12 protein-coding genes are annotated in these 19746 nt (G+C 71.9%); 5 read left to right on the top strand and 7 right to left on the bottom strand.

Annotated features, from left to right (window positions below):
• Positions 1 to 51 precede the first annotated feature (51 nt).
• Positions 52 to 897, bottom strand: coding sequence for a 3-methyl-2-oxobutanoate hydroxymethyltransferase (gene panB / locus ACQEVJ_RS31705; protein WP_433107413.1), 846 nt, complete (start codon positions 895 to 897; stop codon positions 52 to 54).
• Between the two features lie 201 nt (positions 898 to 1098).
• Here panB and ACQEVJ_RS31700 point away from each other — a divergent pair, with 201 nt between their 5' ends.
• The 3 genes from ACQEVJ_RS31700 (at position 1099) to ACQEVJ_RS31690 (ending at position 4983) form a co-directional block, all read left to right on the top strand.
• On the top strand, positions 1099 to 2433 hold the full coding sequence (locus ACQEVJ_RS31700) for an MFS transporter (RefSeq protein WP_433107411.1): 1335 nt from the start codon (positions 1099 to 1101) through the stop codon (positions 2431 to 2433).
• A 398-nt stretch (positions 2434 to 2831) separates the two neighbouring features.
• Positions 2832 to 4346: an MFS transporter gene (locus tag ACQEVJ_RS31695; protein WP_433113083.1), complete on the top strand. Its 1515-nt coding sequence runs from the start codon at positions 2832 to 2834 to the stop codon at positions 4344 to 4346.
• A 7-nt stretch (positions 4347 to 4353) separates the two neighbouring features.
• On the top strand, positions 4354 to 4983 hold the full coding sequence (locus tag ACQEVJ_RS31690) for a TetR/AcrR family transcriptional regulator (RefSeq protein WP_433107409.1): 630 nt from the start codon (positions 4354 to 4356) through the stop codon (positions 4981 to 4983).
• 230 nt (positions 4984 to 5213) lie between these two features.
• Here ACQEVJ_RS31690 and ACQEVJ_RS31685 read toward each other — a convergent pair whose 3' ends face one another.
• The 5 genes from ACQEVJ_RS31685 to ACQEVJ_RS31665 all read right to left on the bottom strand — a co-directional run bounded on the left by ACQEVJ_RS31685 (position 5214) and on the right by ACQEVJ_RS31665 (position 14979).
• Positions 5214 to 7730 carry a glycosyl hydrolase family 18 protein gene (locus tag ACQEVJ_RS31685; RefSeq protein ID WP_433107407.1) on the bottom strand — a complete coding sequence of 839 codons (2517 nt, stop codon included), beginning with the start codon at positions 7728 to 7730 and terminating at the stop codon, positions 5214 to 5216.
• Between the two features lie 411 nt (positions 7731 to 8141).
• A complete protein-coding gene (locus tag ACQEVJ_RS31680) occupies positions 8142 to 9890 on the bottom strand; it encodes an NAD+ synthase (RefSeq protein ID WP_433107405.1) in 1749 nt (582 codons plus the stop codon).
• Positions 9891 to 9940: 50 nt separating this feature from the next.
• Positions 9941 to 11443: a BTAD domain-containing putative transcriptional regulator gene (locus ACQEVJ_RS31675; protein WP_433107403.1), complete on the bottom strand. Its 1503-nt coding sequence runs from the start codon at positions 11441 to 11443 to the stop codon at positions 9941 to 9943.
• Positions 11444 to 11579: 136 nt separating this feature from the next.
• Positions 11580 to 13601, bottom strand: a complete 2022-nt coding sequence (locus tag ACQEVJ_RS31670; RefSeq protein ID WP_433107401.1) for a sensor histidine kinase — start codon at positions 13599 to 13601, stop codon at positions 11580 to 11582.
• A gap of 172 nt (positions 13602 to 13773) precedes the next feature.
• The gene (locus ACQEVJ_RS31665) at positions 13774 to 14979 is read right to left on the bottom strand and encodes an MDR family MFS transporter (protein ID WP_433107399.1); all 1206 of its coding nucleotides are present in this window, start codon (positions 14977 to 14979) and stop codon (positions 13774 to 13776) included.
• A gap of 74 nt (positions 14980 to 15053) precedes the next feature.
• Between ACQEVJ_RS31665 and ACQEVJ_RS31660 the strand changes: the two genes are divergently transcribed.
• Positions 15054 to 16016 (top strand): DUF5937 family protein, encoded by a 963-nt coding sequence (locus ACQEVJ_RS31660; protein WP_433107397.1) that lies wholly within the window; start codon positions 15054 to 15056, stop codon positions 16014 to 16016.
• A 9-nt stretch (positions 16017 to 16025) separates the two neighbouring features.
• Here ACQEVJ_RS31660 and ACQEVJ_RS31655 read toward each other — a convergent pair whose 3' ends face one another.
• Positions 16026 to 18095 (bottom strand): ATP-binding protein, encoded by a 2070-nt coding sequence (locus tag ACQEVJ_RS31655; protein WP_433107395.1) that lies wholly within the window; start codon positions 18093 to 18095, stop codon positions 16026 to 16028.
• A 277-nt stretch (positions 18096 to 18372) separates the two neighbouring features.
• Between ACQEVJ_RS31655 and glnA the strand changes: the two genes are divergently transcribed.
• A complete protein-coding gene (glnA, locus tag ACQEVJ_RS31650; RefSeq protein WP_433113080.1) occupies positions 18373 to 19734 on the top strand; it encodes a type I glutamate--ammonia ligase in 1362 nt (453 codons plus the stop codon).
• Positions 19735 to 19746 lie beyond the last annotated feature (12 nt).

The raw sequence follows: 19746 nt of genomic DNA, 5'->3' as shown, positions 1-19746 counted from the left end.
AGACGCCGGTCAGGGCGGCCGCAGCGCGTCGCCGCGGCCGCCCGCCGGGCGTCAGCGGTAGCTGTGCTCGGGCCTGGGGAAGACGCCGGAGACGACCTCGTCGGCGTACGTGCGGATGGCCCGGTCCATCTCCCCGGCCAGATCGAAGTACTTCTTCACGAACTTCGCGGGCTGCGGGGTCAGGCCCATGAGGTCCTGCCAGACGAGGACCTGCGCGTCGGTGTGCGGCCCCGCCCCGATCCCGATCGTGGGGACGCTCAGCGACGTGGTGACCCGCTGGGCGAGGTCGGCGGGAACGCATTCGAGCACGACGGCGAAGGCGCCCGCGTGCTCCAGCGCCTTGGCGTCGGCCATGATCTCGTCACCCGCCTGGCCGCGGCCCTGCACCCGGTAGCCGCCGAAGGCGTTGACCGACTGAGGGGTCAGGCCGAGGTGGGCCATGACCGGAATCCCGGCCGACACGAGCATCTCCACCTGGGGGAGGACCCGGTGGCCGCCCTCCAGCTTGATGGCGTGCGCGCCTGCCTCCTTCACGAAACGGGCCGCGGTCTCCAGGGCCTGCTGGGGTGAGGCCTGGTAGGAGCCGAACGGCAGGTCGGCCACGACCATCGCCCGCGACGAGCCGCGTACGACCGCGGCGGTGAGCGGGATGAGGTCGTCGACCGTGACGGGCAGCGTCGAGTCGTAGCCGTAGACGACCATGGCGGCCGAGTCGCCCACGAGCATCACCGGGATGCCCGCCTCGTCGAACACCCTCGCGGTCATGGCGTCGTACGCCGTCACCATCGGCCACTTCTCGTGGCGCTCCTTGGCTGCCGCGATGTCGCGGACGGTGACTCTGCGCCCTGCGGCCCCGCCGTAGAGGGCGGGCTTGGACACAACGGAAACAGAGGACATGGCTACCTCCAGGCCTCGTGGCGCCCCTGTGGCGTCCCCGGACAGTCAGATCATTGCATGGTCGCCATGGCGTGGAACACCCCGGACGGGCGGTGTAATCCGGGCGCGCTACGAGCGGGACAAGTGGGACGAATGGGGCGACCCGGCGGCGGAGATGTCGGAGGCACCCGGCACAATGCCGTGCGGAGGTAAGGAACCAGAATGGCTTTTGATCGTTACCGGCGGGTGCTCGCCCTGCCGGGCGTGCGGACGTTGCTGCTGGTCGGCATGATCGCGAGAATTCCCCTCACCGGCACCGGCATGACGCTGACCCTGCACGTGGTGAACAGCCAGCATCTGGGCTTCTTCCAGGCGGGCCTGGTCGGCACCGCCTCCATGGCGGGCGCCGCCGTCGGCTCGCCGCTCGTCGGCCGGTTCGTCGACCGGCGCGGGCTGCGGCCGGTGATGGCGGTGACGACCGTCGTGCAACTGTGCCTGTGGTGCACCGCGCCGGCGCTGCCCTATGCCGTGCTCCTGCCGGGTGCGCTGATCGGCGGGCTGTTCAGCCAGCCGGTGTTCGGGGCGATCAGGCAGTGCGTGGCCGCGATGGTGCCGGTGGAGAACCACCAGACCGGCTTCGCCCTCGACTCAATGGGCGTGGAGCTGTCCTACATGGTCGGTCCCGCCCTCGCCGTCGCGAGCGTGACGGCCTTCGGCAGCACCGCGACGATGTACGGCGTGGCCGTCGGGCTGGTGGGCTCCGGAGTGGCGCTGTATCTGCTCAATCCGCCCACGCGGTCGGCCGAGGAGGACGCGGGGCACGAGGGGGCCGTTCCCCGGCGGCAGTGGCTGCGGCCCGGCCTGCTCGCCCTGCTCTGCCTGGTGTCCGGGCTGACCTTCGTGCTCACCGCGACCGAGTTGAGCGTCGTGGCGATGCTCAAGGCCGACGGCGCGACCGCCTGGACCGGGCTGGTCCTCGCGCTGTGGTGCGCGTACTCGCTCGTCGGCGGGTTCGTGTACGGCGGGCTCTCCCGGGGGCTGTCGCCCGCGGTGCTCGCGATCGGCCTGTGCGCGCTGACCGCGCCCGTCGGCCTGGTCGGAGGGGGCTGGGGCTGGCTGTGCCTGGCGCTGGTGCCGGCCGGGCTGCTGTGCGCCCCGGCGCTGTCGTCCACCGTGGACGCCGTCAACCGGCAGGTCCCGGCGGTGGCGCGGGGTGAGGCGATGGGCCTGCACGGCACCTCCCTGACGATCGGAGGAGCCCTGGCCGGGCCCCTCGCAGGCGGGCTCCTGGACGCCCACGGCCCCGCCTGGGCCTTCGCCGTGTCCGGAGTGGTCGGCGTCGCGCTGGCCCTGCTCGCCGCGCTGGTCCGGCGCGGGGCTCCGGCCGCCGCCTTCGCTCCGGCCGCCGCCTTCGCTCCGGCCGGAGCCGGTAGCGCGAGCGAGTCCGGCGCGGTGACCGGATCGGAGGGCGCGAGCGGGTTCGGCGCGGTGGCCGGATCGGGCATCGCGGCCGGTCCGGACGCCGCGACGCCCCTGCCGGCCCCCGCCGGGGAATAGGACCGGGCCGCCCGGGGGATGAATTCCGCCCCGAACCGGGAATAGAACCGACCCCCGCGTTGATGTACAGGGGGTGCGCGGCCGTCCCTCGGGACCGTCGCGCGAAGGGCGTCCGCCGCCGCCTGCTCCGGGTGGCCGTGCGAGACGCCCTGGCGTCCCGGCACTCCGGGAGGTGCGCCGGGGACGAGCGGTGCGTGGGCCGGCACCCCGGCCGAGCGTCTTTTTGCCCAGTTGACCAGCGAATACGGCGGGACCGCCCTGGATTATGAAACGGTCCCGTTGCGTATCGGAATTACCAGCGCTACGCTTGCGTTGCGAAACTTGAGCGTATCGAAATCATGGGGGAATCCGTGGAAGCTCATACAGGTCACCCACGCCGATGGCAGGTCCTCGGCGTGATGGTGTTCAGCCTGCTGGCCGTCGTCCTCGACAACACCATCCTCAACGTGGCGATCAAGACGATCGCCGATCCCGTCCACGGCCTGGGCGCGACCCAGAGCCAGCTCGAATGGGCGATGAACTCCTACACGCTGGTGTTCGCCGGCCTGCTGTTCACCTTCGGGGTGCTGGGCGACCGCTACGGGCGTAAGCGCATGCTCATGGCCGGCATGGTCCTGTTCGGCCTGGCGTCCCTGGCCAGCGCGTACGCGCAGGACCCGATGCAGCTCATCGCGGCGAGGGCCCTGATGGGCCTCGGCGGCGCCGCCATCATGCCCGCCACGCTGGCGATCATCTCGAACGTCTTCCCGATCCACGAGCGGGGCAAGGCGATCGGCATCTGGGCCGGCGGCGTCGGCATCGCCGTGGCGATCGGCCCGATCACGGGAGGCGTGCTGCTCGAGCACTTCTGGTGGGGCTCGGTCTTCCTCGTCAACGTGCCCATCGTGCTTCTCGGCCTCGCGCTGATCGCCGGGATCGTGCCGGACTCGAAGGACCCGAACAAGGCCGGTCTCGACCCGGTCGGCGTGCTGCTGTCCATCCTCGGCCTGATCAGCCTCGTCTACGGCATCGTCCGGATCAGCGACCTCGGCACCGTCGCCGACGTCTCGGTCATCGTGCCGTCGCTGCTGGGTGTCGCGATCCTCGCCGCGTTCGTCTGGTACGAGAGCCGGATCGACCACCCCGCGTTCGACGTGCGCAACTTCCGCAACGCCGGCTTCTCCACCGCCATCGCCACGGTCGGCCTCGTGTTCTTCGCGGCCATGGGCGTGATGTTCTTCCTGGCCTTCTACTGGCAGATCGTCCGGGGCTACTCGCCGCTGCAGTCCGGGGCGCTCGTGCTGCCGTTCGCGGCCGCTCAGCTGATCTTCGCGCCGCAGAGCGCGCGCATGGTGCAGAAGTACGGCGCTCGGGTCGTCGGCACGGTCGCCATGCTCGTCATCACCCTGGCCCTCGCGTCCTATGCCTTCGTGCAGGTGGACACCCCGATCTGGCTGCTGCTGGTCCTCGGTTTCGTCCAGGGCGCCGCGATGGCCAACATCATGCCCCCGGCGACCACGGCCATCATGAACGCGCTGCCGCGTGAGAAGGCCGGGGTGGGCTCCTCGATGAGCAACGTCGTCCGGCAGGTCGGCGGCACGCTCGGCATCGCGATCCTGGGCGCGGTCCTGTCCGCCAGCTACCGCAGCGACATGGAGGACAAGGTCACCGCTCTGCCGGAGCAGCTCCGCCACGTCGTGACCGAGTCCATCTCGGGCGCGTCCGGTGTCGCCGGCCACCTGGGCGCGCGGGGCGTGAGCCTGCTCGACGCCGCGAACGCCGCGTTCGTCACCGGCGTCCACTGGGCGGCCCTCGGGTCGGCCTTCGTCGCCCTGGTCGGCACTCTCGTGGTGGCCCGCTGGATGCCGGGCAAGGCTTCGGTCGACGCCGATGTCATCAAGGCTGAGACCGAAAAGGAAGCGGCGGTAGTGTGAACTCGTCATGAAGACGCAGCAGACGGCTGAGGGAGTGGCCCGCCCGGCGGGCCGCCCGCGCAGCGAGAAGGCGGAACGGTCGATCATCGAGGCCACTCTCGAACTGCTCGGTGAGGGCATCGGGGTGTCGGAGCTGTCCATCGAGTCGATCGCCAGCCGCGCCGGTGTCGGGAAGACCACGATCTATCGCCGGTGGTCCAACAAGGAGGACCTGGTGGTGGACGCCCTGGCGACGCTCAAGCCGCCGATCCCACTGCCGCAGGGCGGAACCGTGCGGGACGACCTGGTGACCTACCTCCGGGTGATCCAGGAGGAGGCCCAGCACCACCGCACCCGCTGCATCATGAACATCGCCATGAGCGACTCCGAGCGGCATCCCCGGCTGGCGGAGCGGTTCCGCGAGCTGACCGTGGAGCCGCGCAGGGCGGTCGTGGCGGCCGTCCTGCGGCGTGGCATGGAGACCGGGGAACTGCGCGCGGACCTCGATATCGACATGGCGCTGGCGCTCCTCAGCGGGGCGGTGATCTGGCTCACGAAGTGGTCCCACCCCGGCGACTCCCAGGCCGGCCTTCCCGAGCGGATCGTCGACGAGGCGCTCAAGGGCTTCCGCCCCCGCCCTTCCACCCCCGAGCCGTGACCCGGCTCCCCACCCCCGAGTTGTGACTCCCGCGGGCTCCCTACAGGCTCGCCGCGGGCTCCGCGCGGTGCGGCGCACCGCGCGGAGCATTCCCGGGGGATCCGGGTACCACTGGCGGGAATGGTCGCGAGGGCGGGCGGCCGTCTACCGGTGACGCCGTCTACCGGGACGCCGTCTCCGACGACCCCGTGACCGGTGCCGGACGCCTGTCCGGCACCGGTCACGGTCTTTTATTTGAGGCCCGCGTCGAGCGCGCCCATCAGTGTGCCGGTGTCGCCGGACATCTCCCAGATCATCGCCCCGAGCAGGCCCTTGCTCCGCAGCCAGGCGGCCTTGCGCCCGATCGACCAAGCGTCGTCGAAGCTCCACCACTGGCCGCCGTTGCCGGTGTAGCAGGAGGTCGCCACCGCCTGCTCGTCATGGCTGACCGTGCAGCCCGGGACGCTCGCCACCAGGTTGGAGTAGCCCCGGGTGCCGGCCTCCTCCTGGAACTGGCCGGGCGCCGCGCCGGTGGCCTGCTGCCACTCGCCGCCCTTCCCGCCGTCCGTCACGCCCTGCCAGCCGCGCCCGTAGAACGCCAGGCCGATCGTGAGCTTGCGCGGGTTCACCCCGGCCTGAAGGTAGGCGTTGACCGCGTTCTCCACGCTGAAGTGGAACGAGTAGGGGTCGTCCACGTCGGTGTAGAGGTTCCCCTGGTGCCCGGTCCGGTTCGGCTCCCACGAGTTGTCGCTGCCCGAGCCGTGGAAGTCGTAGCCCTGGATGTTGAACACGTCGAGGTACTTCGCCACCTGCGGCAGGTCCCACCCGGCTGCGATCTTGGCCGGGTCGGCCGGGGTGAACGCGCTGAGCAGGTAGTACTTGCCTGTCGTGGCTCCCAGCGCGTCGAGCTGCCGGCGGAACTCGGCGATCAGCGCGGTGTTGTTCGCCTTGTCGTTCGGGCTGACGTGGTTGCCGGCGTGGCCTTCGGAGCCGGGCCACTCCCAGTCGAGGTCGATGCCGTCGAAGATCCCGGCGGCGGTGCCCGGGCCGCCCGCGCTGTTGTACACGGGCAGGTTGCCCTTGATGTACATGTCGATGCAGGAGCTGACGAACTTCTTGCGGGACGCGTCGGTGGCCGCGACGTCGGAGAAGTACTTCGAGTACGTCCAGCCGCCGATCGAGATGAGCACCTTGAGGTCCGGGTGCTTCACCTTGAGCTTGCGCAGCTGGTTGTAGTTGCCGCGCAGGTTCTCCCAGCCGGTGTCGCCGACGCCGTCGACCGACTGCGCGGCGCTCATCGGCCGCCCGTAGTCGGCGTCCGCGTCACCCGCGCCGTCGCCCTGGCTCGGGTCCTGCGGGTTGGACGTGGTCCCCCTGGTCACGCCGTTGAGGCAGGTCAGGTTGACCGGGTCGATGTTGGCGAAGGCGTAGTTGAGGTGGGTCAGCTTCGCCGCCGCGCCCGTCGTTTCGAGGTTGCGCACGAAATACTGCCTGCCGTAGATGCCCCACTGGACGAAGTAGCCCACCCGGGCGTAGCCGTTCCCGACGATGTCGGACGTGCTCACCTTCACCGGATCGCTCGCGGCCGACACGTTGTCGTACAGGTCGCGCGCCCGCACCGTGAACGTGTACTCGGTGGACGGCGACAGTCCCGTGACCTTGGCCGTGGTGCCGGTCACCGTGGTCGCCAGGTCGTTCCCGGTGTACACGTCGTAGGCCGCCACGCCCTTGTTGTCGGTGGAGGCCGTCCAGGTCAGCGTGACGCTGGTGGCGTCCTTGGCGGTGCTGCGCAGGCCGGTCGGGACCGTGGGCGGCTGGGTGTCCTCGGCCGGGTCGTTGGTCGTGACCGTGAGGGCGCCGCTCGCCGGGGACGGGTTGCCCTTGCGGTCCTTCGCCTTGACCGTGAACGTGTATGAGGTCTTCGGCGTCAGCCCGGTGATCGTCGCGCTGGTCCCGGTCACCGTGGCCGCGAGTGCCGACCCGTTGTACACCTCATACGTGGTGATGGGCAGGCTGCCGGGGGTCGCGGCGTCCCAGGCCAGCATCACCGTCTTGGTGGTCTTCGCGGTGGCGCGCAGGTTCGACGGCGCACCCGGCGGGGTGTCCGCCGAGCCGTCGCACCTGACGTCGTTGACCCGGCAGCCGGCCGGCTCGGCCGCCGCGCTCAGCGTGAAGGAGGGGCTGTACGGCTCTGTCGACCCGTGCGCCGCGATGTTGGTGTTGTAGAAGGCGGGGGAGAGGGTGACCTGCCGCCCGCTCTGGCTCAGCGAGCCGTTCTGGGCGTTGCTCGCGGTCACCCCGGCCGGCAGCTCGAACACGATCGACCAGCCGTTCAACGCCGTGTCGGAGTTGTTGTTCACCACGAACTTCCCCTGCGTCCCGCTGCCGGTGAACGTCGCGGTCAGCGGCGCGGGCGGGGGAGGCGGGTCGCCGGTCCCGTCGCAGTTGGCGCCGTTGATCGTGCAGTTGGCCGGCTGGGCCGCCGCGCTGAGCGTGAAGGAGGGGCTGTAGGGCTCGGTGTTCCCGCCCGCCCGGATCGTGTTGATGTAGTAGGCGGGGGTGAGCCTGACCTTCGTCCCGTTCTGGTTGATGGTCGCGTTCTGCGGATTGCTCGCCGTGACACCGGCCGGCAGGTCGAACTGGATCGACCAGCCGGTGACGGCCGTGGACCCGGAGTTGGTGACGACGAACTTGCCCTGGGTGCCGCTGAGTGTGAAGACGGCAGTGATGCCGGTGGCGGCCCGCGCCGGTATGGCTAGAGCGGACATCAACAGGAATGTCACAAGGAAAACGGCTGTTCGGCGCATCCGGCCTCCATCAATCGTTAGGAAAGTTTCCTAAGAATTAGCCGGAGCGTAGTTCCGCCGCGCCACGCGGGCAAGGCCCAAATTCCACCGATGCCGGTGTGAGGGGGCGGACGGCGGCACGCGAGAGGGCCTCGGGGCGACGGCCTGGTGACGGCCGTGCGGGCCGCCGCCGCGCTGCTCGGCGCGTGGCTGCCACCGCGGACACGCGGCATGCGGGCGGCGACCCCGTGAAGGCGGCCCCTGAAGACGGCCCACGAAGGCGGCACCTGAAGGCGGTCCTGAAGACGGCCCAGGAAGGCGGGCCTGAAGACGGGCCGTGAAGGAAGGCGGCCCGTGGAAGACGGTCCCTGAAGACGGGCCGTGAAGACGGTCCTAGAGGCGCTCGCGCCAGCGGGTGGTGATGGGCAGGCGGCGATCGCGGCCGAAGTTCTTGGGCGTGATCTTCGGGCCCGGCGGGTACTGGCGGCGCTTGTACTCGGCCAGGTCGACCAGGCGGATGATCTGTGTGACCAACTCGGGGTCGTGACCGGCCGCGACCAGCTCGTCGCGGCCCATGTCCCGCTCGACGTAGTCGCGCAGCAGCCGGTCGAGCACGTCGTACTGCGGGAGCGAGTCGGTGTCACGCTGGTCGGGCCGCAGCTCCGCGCTCGGCTCCTTGGTGATCGAGTTCTCCGGGATCGGGGGCTGCCCGGGCTGGGCGTTGCGCCACTCGGCGAGCTTCCAGACCACGCTCTTGAGCACGTCCTTGATCGGGGCGAACCCGCCCGCCGAGTCGCCGTACAGGGTGGAGTAGCCGGTGGCCAGCTCGCTCTTGTTGCCGGTGGTCAGCACCAGGTGGCCGTGCTCGTTCGACAGGCTCATCAGCAGCATGCCGCGCACGCGGGCCTGCAGGTTCTCGGCCGCCAGGCCGTGCAGCTCGATCTCCTTCTCGAACGCCGAGACGATGTCGGCGATCGGTACGACCTCGGAGTTGACCCCCTGACGGCGCACCAGCTCCTCCGCGTCCGTGATGGAGTGGTCCGAGGAGTAGCGCGAGGGCATCAGCACCACGTGGACCCGCTCGGGCCCGACGGCGTCGGCGGCGATCGTGGCGACCAGGGCGGAGTCGATGCCGCCGGACAGGCCGAGGATGACCGACCGAAAGCCGTTCTTGCGCACGTAGTCGCGCACGCCGAGCACGAGCGCGTTGTAGATCTCCGCCAGGTCGTCCAGCCGCTCGGCGACGACCGGCGCCTCCGGCTCGTACGGCTCGACCGGCGCGGCCGACAGCAGCACCCGCTCGACCGTGATGACCGTGCCGTCGTGCGCGTCGTGGCGGGACTCGCCGAGCTCGCCCGTGCCCTCCGGGAGCTCCAGATCGGTGACGAACAGGTCCTCCTCGAACTGCGGCGCGCGGGCGACCAGCTCCCCGGAGGCGTCCACGATGAGCGAGTCGCCGTCGAAGACCAGCTCGTCCTGGCCGCCGACCATGTTCACGTACGCGAGCGCGCAGCCCGCCTCGCGGGCCCGGCGCGCGCACAGCTCCAGCCGCACGTCGTCCTTGTTCGTCTCGTACGGCGAGCCGTTGGGGACGACGAGCAGGCCGGCGCCGGCCTCGGCGACCACCGAGACGGGACCGCCGTCCTGCCACAGGTCCTCGCACACGGCCACGGCGACGTCCACACCGTGCAGGCGGAAGATCGGCAGGCGGTCGCCGCGCACGAAGTAGCGATACTCGTCGAACACCCCGTAGTTCGGCAGGTGGTGCTTGGCCGACTTCGTCACCACGCGGCCCTCGTGGAGCAGGGCGGCCGCGTCGAGCGGGGCGCCCTTGGGCTGTCCCACGCGCGGGGCGAGGTCGGCCCGGTCGAGGTAGCCCACCACGACGGGAAGATCCCCGAGACCCTCGTCGGCGAGCCGCGTGGCCGCCTTCGACAGCGCCGTGATCGACGCCTCCACGAACGACGACCGGAGCACCAGGTCCTCGGCGGGGTAGCCGGTCAGGAACATCTCGGGGAACACCACGAGGTGCGCGCCGCGCTCGGCGGCCCTTCGGGTCCACTCGACGAGCATGTCGGCGTTGCCGGCGATGTCACCGACGACCGGATTGGTCTGGGCGAGAGCGATACGCAGTTGAGCCACGGTCCCACCCTAAGGTGTCCGATTTGTTGTCGTCAAAACGACGATAAGGGTCAGGCGTCGAGCGACCCGGGGCTGACCAGCCCTCTTTCGTACGCCAGGACCACGAGCTGGGCGCGGTCGACCAGACCGAGGCCGCGCAGCAGCGCCGTGACCTCGTCGGCGACCTCCTGTTCCGGCACGGCGAGTGTCATCGCGATCTGCCGGTTGGTGAAGCCCCGGGCGACGAGCTTGATCAGGTCGATGTCGGAGTCGGACAGACCCTCCGGCGCCGCCGGGTCGCGCCGCCCGGCGAAGGCCGCGATGAGGTGCGTGGTGACCGCCGGGTCGAGCAGCGCGTCGCCCGCGACGGCGGCCCGGATCGCTGCGATGAGCTGCTCGGGGGCGGAGGTCTTCAGCACGAAGCCGCTCACGCCGGCCCGCAGCGCGGCATAGAGGTTCTCGTCGGTGCCGAAGGTGGTCATCATGATCACCTTCGGCGGCGCCTCCGCCGCGAGGATCCGCCGGGCCGCCGCCAGACCGTCCAGTCGTGGCATCTGGATGTCCATGAGCACCACGTCGGGCCGCGCCGACTGGACGAGCGCGATCGCCTGCTCGCCGTTCTCCGCCTCCCCGACGAGGTCGAGTCCCGGCTCGCTGTCGAGGATCACCTTGAGGCCGGTGCGCACCAGCGCCTGGTCGTCGGCGATCACCAGGCGCAGGGCCGCCGCGGCCGCCCCTTCCGGCATGGATGGCGCGGTCGCCGAGGGCGCGGACAGCTCAGCGCCGTGTCCGCTCGATAGCCCGGCGGCGGCCGGACCGGGGGCGTCCAGATGCTCCGCCTGGACGAGGATGTCCTGCTCCAGCCGCTGCAGGGTGGGGCCGAGGTCGAGCCCGAGTTCGTCGCGCAGCGCCTCCCGGGCCCGCCGCAGCGCGCCGAGCGCGTCACCCTGACGCCCGGCACGGTAGAGCGCCAGCGCGAGCAGCCGCCAGGCCTCCTCCCGCAGCGGGTGCGCCGACGCGTGCGCCTCCAGGTCGGGGATCATCGGGCCGGTACGGCCCAGCCGCAGCGCGGCGTCAGCGCGGCGCTCCACGGCCAGCAGGCGAAGCTCGTCCAGCCGCGTGGCCTCCGTCTGCGCCCAGGCCAGCTCCTGGAACCCGGCGAGCGCGGGCCCGCGCCACAGGGCGAGGGCCGTCTCCATCCGCTCCAGCGTCGCGGCCGGGCCCTCGTGGTCGCTCTTGACCAGGTGCTCGAAGCGCCAGGAGTCCACGTCCTCGACGCCCGCCCGCAGCGCGTAGCCGGGCGGAGCCGACACCAGGACGCCGGCCTCCTCGCGCGGCGCGCGGTTCGGTTCGAGCGCCCGCCGCAGTCGGGAGACGTACCCCTGAATCGTGGACAACGCCTGGGTGGGCGGCTCGCCGGGCCACAGCTCGTCGATCAGCACGCTCACCGGTACGGCGCGCCCTCCGGCCACGAGCAACCGGGCGAGCACGGCCTGTTGCCGCTGGCCGCCCAGGTCGAGCGTCTCGCCATCGGAAATCGCTTCGAACGGCCCAAGAGCACGAAAAGTCACCATCGCACGGTAAGCGTAGAGGCAGTGACCCTCCCGATCGTGCCGAGCGCCTCTCGGTTGGGTCACGAGGCGGGGAGTCCGGGTTGTGCCCGCCCACCTCGGAGCCGGAGTCCGGCCTGGTTGAGGGAGCGGGCGGGGGTCAGGCGGTGAGCGGGAACCGGGCCTCGACGACCGTGCCGCCGGTCTCGGGCGCGGTGACCACACAGCTTCCGCCCAGCTCGGCCGCGCGCTCGCGCATCGAGGACATGCCGACCCCCGCGCGCAGGAGGGCGGGCGGGCCGACGCCGTCGTCGGCGACCGTCACCCGCAGCTCGCCGCCGTCCCCGGCCGGGCCGCGCGTGACGAGGACCTTGACGCGGGCGGCCCGCGCGTGGCGGCGCACGTTGTTCAGCGCCTCCTGCACGATGCGGTACACCGCGACCTCCACGGCGGCGGGCAGCCCGGCGAGCTCACCGTCCACCCGCACGGTGACGTCCTCGACGCCGTCCGTCCCCGCGGGCAGCGTCTCCTCCGTCAGCGCCCGTACGGCTTCCGCCAGTCCCAGGTCGTCGAGGGCCGGGGGCCGCAGGCCGTACACGAGCTCGCGGATGTCGCCGGCCACCGCGTCGATGCCGACCCGCAGGTCCCGCAGCAGGTCGTCGGCCGCGGCCGGGGACTTGGCCAGGCTGATCCTGGCCATGTTGATCGTCATCGCCATCGCCCCGAGCGTCTGGCCGAGCCCGTCGTGCAGGTCGCGGCGCAGCCGCCGCCGCTCCTCCTCGCGGGCGGCGAGGATGCGCTCGCGCGAGCGCTGGAGGTCGGCGGCCATCCGCACGGCGTGGGCCACGTCGGCCACGTAGGGGAGCAGCGTGGCGAGCACCCGCTCGTCGTGGGCGGCGGCGAACCGCCGTGCCCCCGGCGGGCCCACGAGCAGCCGGCCCACCGGCTCGCCGTGCCAGACCAGCGGCACCTCGCGCGGCGACGGCCCGACATGGCCGCTCTCGACGTAGCGCGGCCTGCCGTCGGTGATCTCGACGGCGACCCCCGCCACGGCCAGGCCCTCGCGCACGACCGTCACCACCGACGCCAGCGCGTCGGCGGGGTCGGCCCGCCGCACCTCCTGCGTCAGCCGCTCGGCGAGCAGCGCCGGATCGCCCACCCGGCCGTACAGCGCGCGGTCGACCACGCGTTGCAGGGCGCGGCGCAGCGGCTGGAAGAACCCGCCGGCGAACAGCGCCGCCGCGAGCCCGGCCACCTGGTGATATCCGGAGACGGCCAGGCTGGAGACGGCCCCGACCCCGAAGTAGACGGCGCTGATCATGCCCAGAAGCCCGGCGGTGACGAACGTCCGGCTGATCACCGTGTCGATGCCGTACAGCCGGTAGCGCAGCGCCGCGAAGAGGATCGCGAACGGGATGACCGCTGTCCACAGCGTCGCGGGCAGCCACATCGCCGGGCCGAGCAGGTACAGCGCCACGTACACGGCGAAGACGGACAGCGGCCAGGCGATCTGCCGCCGCGTCACGGGATCGGCGTGCCGCAGCCGGAGCACGAGCGAGGCCAGCGCCGCCACCACGCAGACCTGGATCACGTACTGCAGGACGTCCCACGCCGTGCCGTAGTACGGGACGAGGCCTCTGACCTGCAGCGGGTTGTGGATCACCGTAGGCCAGGGGTAGCCCGCGGGATCGGGGTCGGGCCGCAGCAGGCCCAGGACGACCTCGGCGAGGGTGGCGACGGCGCCGGCGGCGACGACCACGCGCCAGCCGCGGGAGGGGAGTGTCCCGGTGGGCGAGTAGAGCGGAACTATGACCGCCAGCAGCAGGCCCGACACCGCCCAGCAGGTCAGCTGGATCGCCCGGGCCGTGCTGGCCGCCCCCATGTCGCCCTGCGAGGCCCAGTGGAACATCAGCGCCGTGAAGGCCACGTTGGCCGACCCCAGCAGACCGCCCACGCAGATCAGCCAGGCCGTGCTGAGCCGGGGCCGCTGGGACGCCAGGAACGCTCCCGTGAGCGGGAACGTGAGCGCGACGCCGAAGTCCGGCGCCAACGGGGGGTCTGGCTGCCATTCCGCGGGGATCCGGATCTGGACCAGCACCCCCACGAGGGTCAGGACCAGTGCCACGGCCGCCATCACCCAGGCCACCGTCCGCGCGGGAAAGGCTGGGGGGTTCTCGTCCATCCTGGGATGGATTATGTCCCGTCCCGTTCCCCTCTGAACAGGAAACGGTCACCCCATGAGAGGTAAGGAGCGGAGTGGGAGGGCGGGAGGACCGCGGCGAAGGCCCAGCGGAGCGGGCTTCGCGAGGACCGGAGCTTCCGCCCGGCGCAGTGACGCGCCAACCCCTGTGGGGCTACGCCGTTTGGGCGGAGCGGCGGCGGATGGCGCGGCCGATGAGGAGCTGGCCCGCCGCCGCGAGCAGGCCGAGGCCGCCGAGCAGGGGCCAGATCAGCCCGGGGGCGGTGGCCAGCAGCCGGGTGCCCACCAGGGGCGCGAGCAGGGCCCCCGCCGACCAGGCCAGGCCGTACAGGCCCGAGTAGCGCCCGCGCAGGTGGGGCGGCGCGAGCGTCGCGACGATCGCCCCCGGGATCCCGGCCGTGAGCACCTCGCCGAGCGTCCAGACGGCCACGGTCGCCGCGTGCCCGGCCGCGGACGACACCAGCGAGGTCAGCGCGAACCCGAGCCCGACGAGCGCGAACCCGGCCGCGAGCACCCTGGACGGGTCGAACCTGGCCAGCCAGGCGTTCGTGAGCGGCTGGACGACGACGATCAGCAGGCCGTTGACCGCCATCGCCATGCCGTACGCGCTCGTGGGCAGCCCCTGCCCGGTCATGGCGAGCGGCAGCGTGCTGTACGCCTGCAGGTAGACCAGCGCGTACGCCAGGTTGCCCAGCACGAAGGCCAGCATGAGCCGGTCGCGCAGCACGTCGGCGAACCGGCCGGGCTCCGCGTCCTCGCGGGCCGGGCGGGTCTCCGGGATGGCCCGCCACACGAGGAGGCCGAAGAGCAGGCAGGTGACGGCGTCCACCCAGAAGAGCACGGTGAAGCCCGAGCGGGCGAGCCAGCCGCCGGCCACCATCGCGACCGAGAAGCCGAGGTTGATGGCCCAGAAGAGCAGCCCGAAGGCCCGGGGCCGGTCCTCCGGCGGCACCAGGTCGGCGACGATCGCCTGCGACGCCGGGCGGTAGGCGTCCACCACGATGCCCAGCACGAGCATGCCCACGACGAGCCCAGGAACGCTGGTCGTGTAGCCGAGCGCGATCATCGTGACGGCCGTGGCGACCATGCCGCCCGTGAGCGTGACCCGGCGCCCGAGGCGGTCGGCCAGCCACCCGGCGACCGGCTGCGACAGCAGCGACCCCACGCCGAACATCGTCATGACCAGGCCGGCGGTCGCGAGGGAGACGCCGCGCGCCTGCGTGAGGTAGATGCCGATGAACGGCTCCACCATCGTGCCGAGCCGGTTGACGAACGATCCGCCGAACAACACCCAGAACGGACGGGGCAGGCCGCCGACCTTCGACTGGATGAAGCCGGTCCTGCTGATCACAGTGGTCACGGCGTCCACCCTTGGACAATGGGGATGTGCCGTGCCAATCTTTTAGCCCTGGCTGAAACATAGGGGGAGCGGCCGTGCCGGTGGAGTGGCGTTTCACGCCGGACGACGTCGCGCGGCTGCGCTTCGCGTTCTCCCCGATGTGGGAGCTGGTGGCCAGCCTCCGGGTGCTGCGCGCCCCCGGCCGCCACTCGCTGCACCTGCCGTGGCTGCGGGCGGTACGGCCGCGCCTGCGCGAGGTGGATCTCACCGACCTGTTCGCGCTGGTCCCGGTGAGCGGCTACATACCCGACTTCCTCACCCCGCCGCCCGACACCCCGCTGCCGGACTTCGCCGCCGAGCTGGAACGGGTGCGCGCCACTCCGCCCGGCACGGCGTACGAGGAGACGGCCTGGGTGCAGACGCCCGATCCCGCGGCGCTGCGGCGGTTCGCCGACGACCCGGCGGAGGGCGTGCGGCGGGTGGCCGACCGGCTGTGGGAGTACTGGACGGTCGCGTTCGAGGAGTTCTGGCCCAGGATCCGCGCGCTGCTCGAGGCCGACGTCATGTGGCGGGCCCGCATGCTCGCGGCCGGGGGAGTGCGCGAGCTGTTCGCCGACCTGCACCCGGGCGTCGCCTGGCACGGCGACCGGCTCGTCACGGTCAAGAGCTGCGCCTACGACGGCGACCTCGGCGGGGACGGCCTCGTCCTCGTGCCGAGCGCCTTCGCCTGGCCGGACGTCTCGGTCATGTACGAGCCCTACCGGCCGATGCTGTGCTACCCGGCGCGCGGCGTCGGGACGCTGTGGTCGGACGGCGCGCCCTGCACGCCCGAGGCGCTGGCCGCGCTGATCGGCCGCACCCGCGCGCAGGTGCTCACCGCGCTGGCCGAGCCCGGCTCGACCACCGGGCTCGCCCGGCGCCTCGGCCTCACGCCGGGCGCGGTCAGCCAGCACCTCGCCGTGCTGTCCGACGCGGGCCTGGTGGCGCGGCGGCGGCTCGGCCGCGAGGTGCTCTACCGGCGGACCCCCGTCGGCGAGTCGCTCGCCGCCGTCTACTGATCACACTGATCAGCCTGGGCCGTACGCGTCGGCGAGGGACGGGCCCGGCACGGCGGGCAGCCGGGCGGTGACCGTCGTCCCGCGGCCGGGTTCGGAGGTGACGGCGCAGGTGCCGCCCAGTTCGGCCGCCCGCTCGGCCATCGAGCTCATGCCCACGCCCGACCTGCGGCCCGGCGGCAGTCCCACGCCGTCGTCGGCCACGACGACCCGCAACTCGCCGTTCCTGTGCAGGACCACCCGCACCCGCCGGGCCCGCGCGTGCTTGCGCACGTTGGTCAGCGCCTCCTGCACGATCCGGTAGGCCGCCACCTCCACCGCGGCGGGCAGCCCGGTCATGTCCCCGGTCACCTCGACCTCCGCCACCGACTCCCCGTCGGCGTCCAGGCCGGGGCGCGCCTCCTCCGCCAGGGCCCGTACGGCTCCCGCCAGCCCGAGGTCGTCGAGGGCGGGGGGACGCAGGCCGTACACGAGCTGGCGGACGTCGACGGTGACGCTGTTCATGCCCTCGCGCAGGTCCCGCAGCAGTGCGTCGGCCGTCTCCGGGGATCGTTCCAGAGTGTGGCGCGCCATGTTGATCGCCATCGCCATCGAGGCCAGCGTCTGCCCGAGCCCGTCGTGCAGGTCGCGGCGCAACCGCCGCCGTTCCTCCTCCCTGGCCGTCAGGATGCGCTCGCGGGAGCGCTGCACCGCGGTGGTGAGCGACACCGTGTGGGCGGCGTCGGCGACGTACGGCGCCAGCACCGCGATCACGCGCTCGTCGTGGGCGGCGGGGAAGCGGCGTCCGCCGGGCGGGCCGATGAGCAGGCGGCCGACCGGCTCGCCGTGCCATACCAGGGGCATCTCCCGCGCCACGGGATCGGGCCGTCCGCTCGTCGTGACGGTCCCGTCGATCTCCACCGCGATGCCCGTGACCGACAGGCCCTCGCGCAGCACCTCAAGGGCGGCCAGCAGGGCGTGCGCGGGATCGGCGTGCTGCAGCCGCCGCCGCAGTCCGGCGGCGAGCGCGAGCGGGTCGCCGCCCCTGCCGTACAGCGCGCGATCGACGAGACGCTGCAGGCCGTTGCGGATGGGATGGAAGAACGCCCCGGCGAACAGGGCCGCGGCCAGGCCGGCGAACCGGTCGACGCCGGACAGGATCAGGCTGGAGCCCGCCCCGACGAGCACGTAGACGGCGGCCACGACGCCGACCAGGCCCGCGCCGACGAGGGCCCTGCTGATCAGCGTGTCGATGCCGTACAGCCGGTAGCGCAGCACGGCGACCGCGATCGCGGCCGGCACCAGGGGGAGCGTGAGCGAGGCGGTCCACCAGACCGGATAGCCGATCACCCAGGGGATCACCAACCCGGCCATGGCCACCAGCGGCCACAGGATCTGGCGGCGCCCGATCCCGTCGGCCCGGTTGAAGCGGACGACGAGCGAGGAGAACGCCAGCGCCATGCCCACCGCGACGACCGTGTGCATCACCTGCCGGGTGCCCTGGTAATACGGCGCGAAGGCCGCCACCTCCAGCGCGTTGTAGCCGGTACGCACGCTCGACGGGGCGATCAGCGAGCACAGCCAGTCGAGGGCGAGGGCCGCGGCGGTCACGCCCCCGGGCACGCACCACCGCTTGGACAGGATGCGCCCGGTGGGATAGAGCAGCGGCAGCAGCACCCCGAGCGCGTACGTCGTGAGGTTCCACACGCCGTCGGCGAACACCCAGAGCGGGTGGACCAGCGGATGGCCGCCGTTGTGGACGAGCAGGGTCGCCGTGTTGGCGGCGAGGATGTTGGCGGCCGAGCCCAGGCCGCCCAGGCACAGCAGCCAGCCGAGCAGCAGCCTGGGCCGCGAGATCACCAGCAGCGCGCCGAAGATCGGGAACGTGGTGCCCGCCACGTCCTCGGGCGCGAACGGCAGCGGCGTGTAGGAGGCGTCCGGCAGCTGGGCGGTCACCCAGATGTCGGCAAGCTCCAGGCAGATCGCCACGCCCGCGATCGCCACCGCGACGGCGGGCCCGAGCACCCGCACCCGGCCCGGCCAGTCGAGCGCCCGCAGCCGCCGTAGCCGGGGTTCCGCGGAGTCGAGCAGCGGTCGTGCCACGGAGGGGGGCTCCTTCGGGTTGTACACCGGCATGCCGGGAAGGTAAGGCGCGCGGGTCGACACCCGATCAACGCCGGATCAACAGCAACGACGACCCCGCCACGAGTTTTGTTCGGTGTGATCTTCGTCACGTCTCCGCCCGCCCGTCCGGCGCCGCCGCCGTCCCAGGTTCGCGGTGATCCGCAGGACAGCCGGCTCACACGCCCTCGTAACCCCTGTGAAACACTCAGGAGGCAGACTGGTAGGCGACCAGACCTGTAACTCCGTGAGGTACGCCTTGGACCGCCAGCAGGAATTCGTCCTCCGCACGCTCGAAGAGCGAGACATCCGGTTCATCCGGCTGTGGTTCACCGACGTGCTCGGCTTCCTGAAGTCGGTGGCGATCGCGCCGGCCGAGCTGGAGGGCGCGTTCGCCGAGGGCATCGGCTTCGACGGTTCGGCGATCGAGGGCTTCTCGCGGGTCTACGAGTCGGACATGCTGGCCAAGCCCGACCCGTCGACGTTCCAGATCCTGCCGTGGCGCAGCGAGTCTCCGGGTGCGGCGCGCATGTTCTGCGACATCCTGATGCCGGACGGCTCGCCGTCGCACGCCGACCCGCGCTTCGTGCTCAAGCGGACGCTGGCCAAGGCGGCCGACATGGGCTTCACGTTCTACACCCACCCCGAGGTGGAGTTCTTCCTGCTGCGCAACCGGCCGGAGAAGGGCGACAAGCCCCAGCCCATCGACGACGGCGGCTACTTCGACCACACGCCGCACAGCGCGGGTCACGACTTCCGCCGCAACGCGATCATGATGCTGGAGTCGATGGGCATCTCGGTGGAGTACAGCCACCACGAGGGCGCGCCGGGCCAGCAGGAGATCGACCTGCGCTACGCCGACGCGCTGACCACGGCCGACAACATCACGACGTTCCGGCTGGTCATGAAGGAGGTGGCGCTGGAGCAGGGCGTGTGGGCCTCGTTCATGCCCAAGCCGTTCACCGACTACCCCGGGTCCGGCATGCACACCCACATGTCGCTGTTCGAGGGCGACCGCAACGCCTTCTACGAGCCCGGCGCCGACTACCAGCTGTCCAAGATCGGCCGGTCGTTCATCGGCGGCCTGCTCCGGCACGCTGCGGAGATCACCGCCGTGTGCAACCAGTGGGTCAACTCCTACAAGCGGCTGTGGGGCGGCGCCGAGGCGATCGCCGGGGCCGGCGGCGAGGCCCCCGCGTACATCTGCTGGGGGCACAACAACCGCTCCGCGCTCGTGCGCGTGCCCATGTACAAGCCGCACAAGGGCGGCTCGACCCGCATCGAGTTCCGGTCGGTCGACTCCTCCTGCAACCCCTACCTCGCCTTCGCCGTCATCCTGGCCGCCGGGCTGAAGGGCATCGAGGAGGGGTACGAGATGCCGCCGGGCGCCGAGGACGACGTGTGGGCGCTGACCAGCGCGGAGCGGCGGGCGCTCGGCATCCAGCCGCTGCCCCAGTCGCTGGACGAGGCGATAGTGGCGATGGAGCACAGCGAGCTGGTCGCCGAGACGCTGGGCGAGCACGTCTTCGACTACTTCCTGCGCAACAAGCGCGCGGAGTGGCAGGATTACCGCCGCCAGGTGACCGAGTACGAACTCGGCCGCTACCTGCCCGTGCTCTGACGGCGATCACTC

The organism is Microbispora sp. CA-102843, from assembly GCF_050936215.1.
Classification (GTDB): Bacteria; Actinomycetota; Actinomycetes; order Streptosporangiales; family Streptosporangiaceae; genus Microbispora.
The sequence above is the reverse complement of the archived record's forward strand: the minus strand, read 5'-3'. Positions and strand labels throughout refer to the sequence as shown.

Coding starts and splice junctions, on each gene's coding strand:
- panB (WP_433107413.1), bottom strand. CDS start 897: ATGTCCTCTGTTTCCGTTGTGTCCAAGCCCGCCCTCTACGGCGGGGCC.
- ACQEVJ_RS31700 (WP_433107411.1), top strand. CDS start 1,099: ATGGCTTTTGATCGTTACCGGCGGGTGCTCGCCCTGCCGGGCGTGCGG.
- ACQEVJ_RS31695 (WP_433113083.1), top strand. CDS start 2,832: ATGGTGTTCAGCCTGCTGGCCGTCGTCCTCGACAACACCATCCTCAAC.
- ACQEVJ_RS31690 (WP_433107409.1), top strand. CDS start 4,354: ATGAAGACGCAGCAGACGGCTGAGGGAGTGGCCCGCCCGGCGGGCCGC.
- ACQEVJ_RS31685 (WP_433107407.1), bottom strand. CDS start 7,730: ATGTCCGCTCTAGCCATACCGGCGCGGGCCGCCACCGGCATCACTGCC.
- ACQEVJ_RS31675 (WP_433107403.1), bottom strand. CDS start 11,443: ATGGTGACTTTTCGTGCTCTTGGGCCGTTCGAAGCGATTTCCGATGGC.
- ACQEVJ_RS31670 (WP_433107401.1), bottom strand. CDS start 13,601: ATGGACGAGAACCCCCCAGCCTTTCCCGCGCGGACGGTGGCCTGGGTG.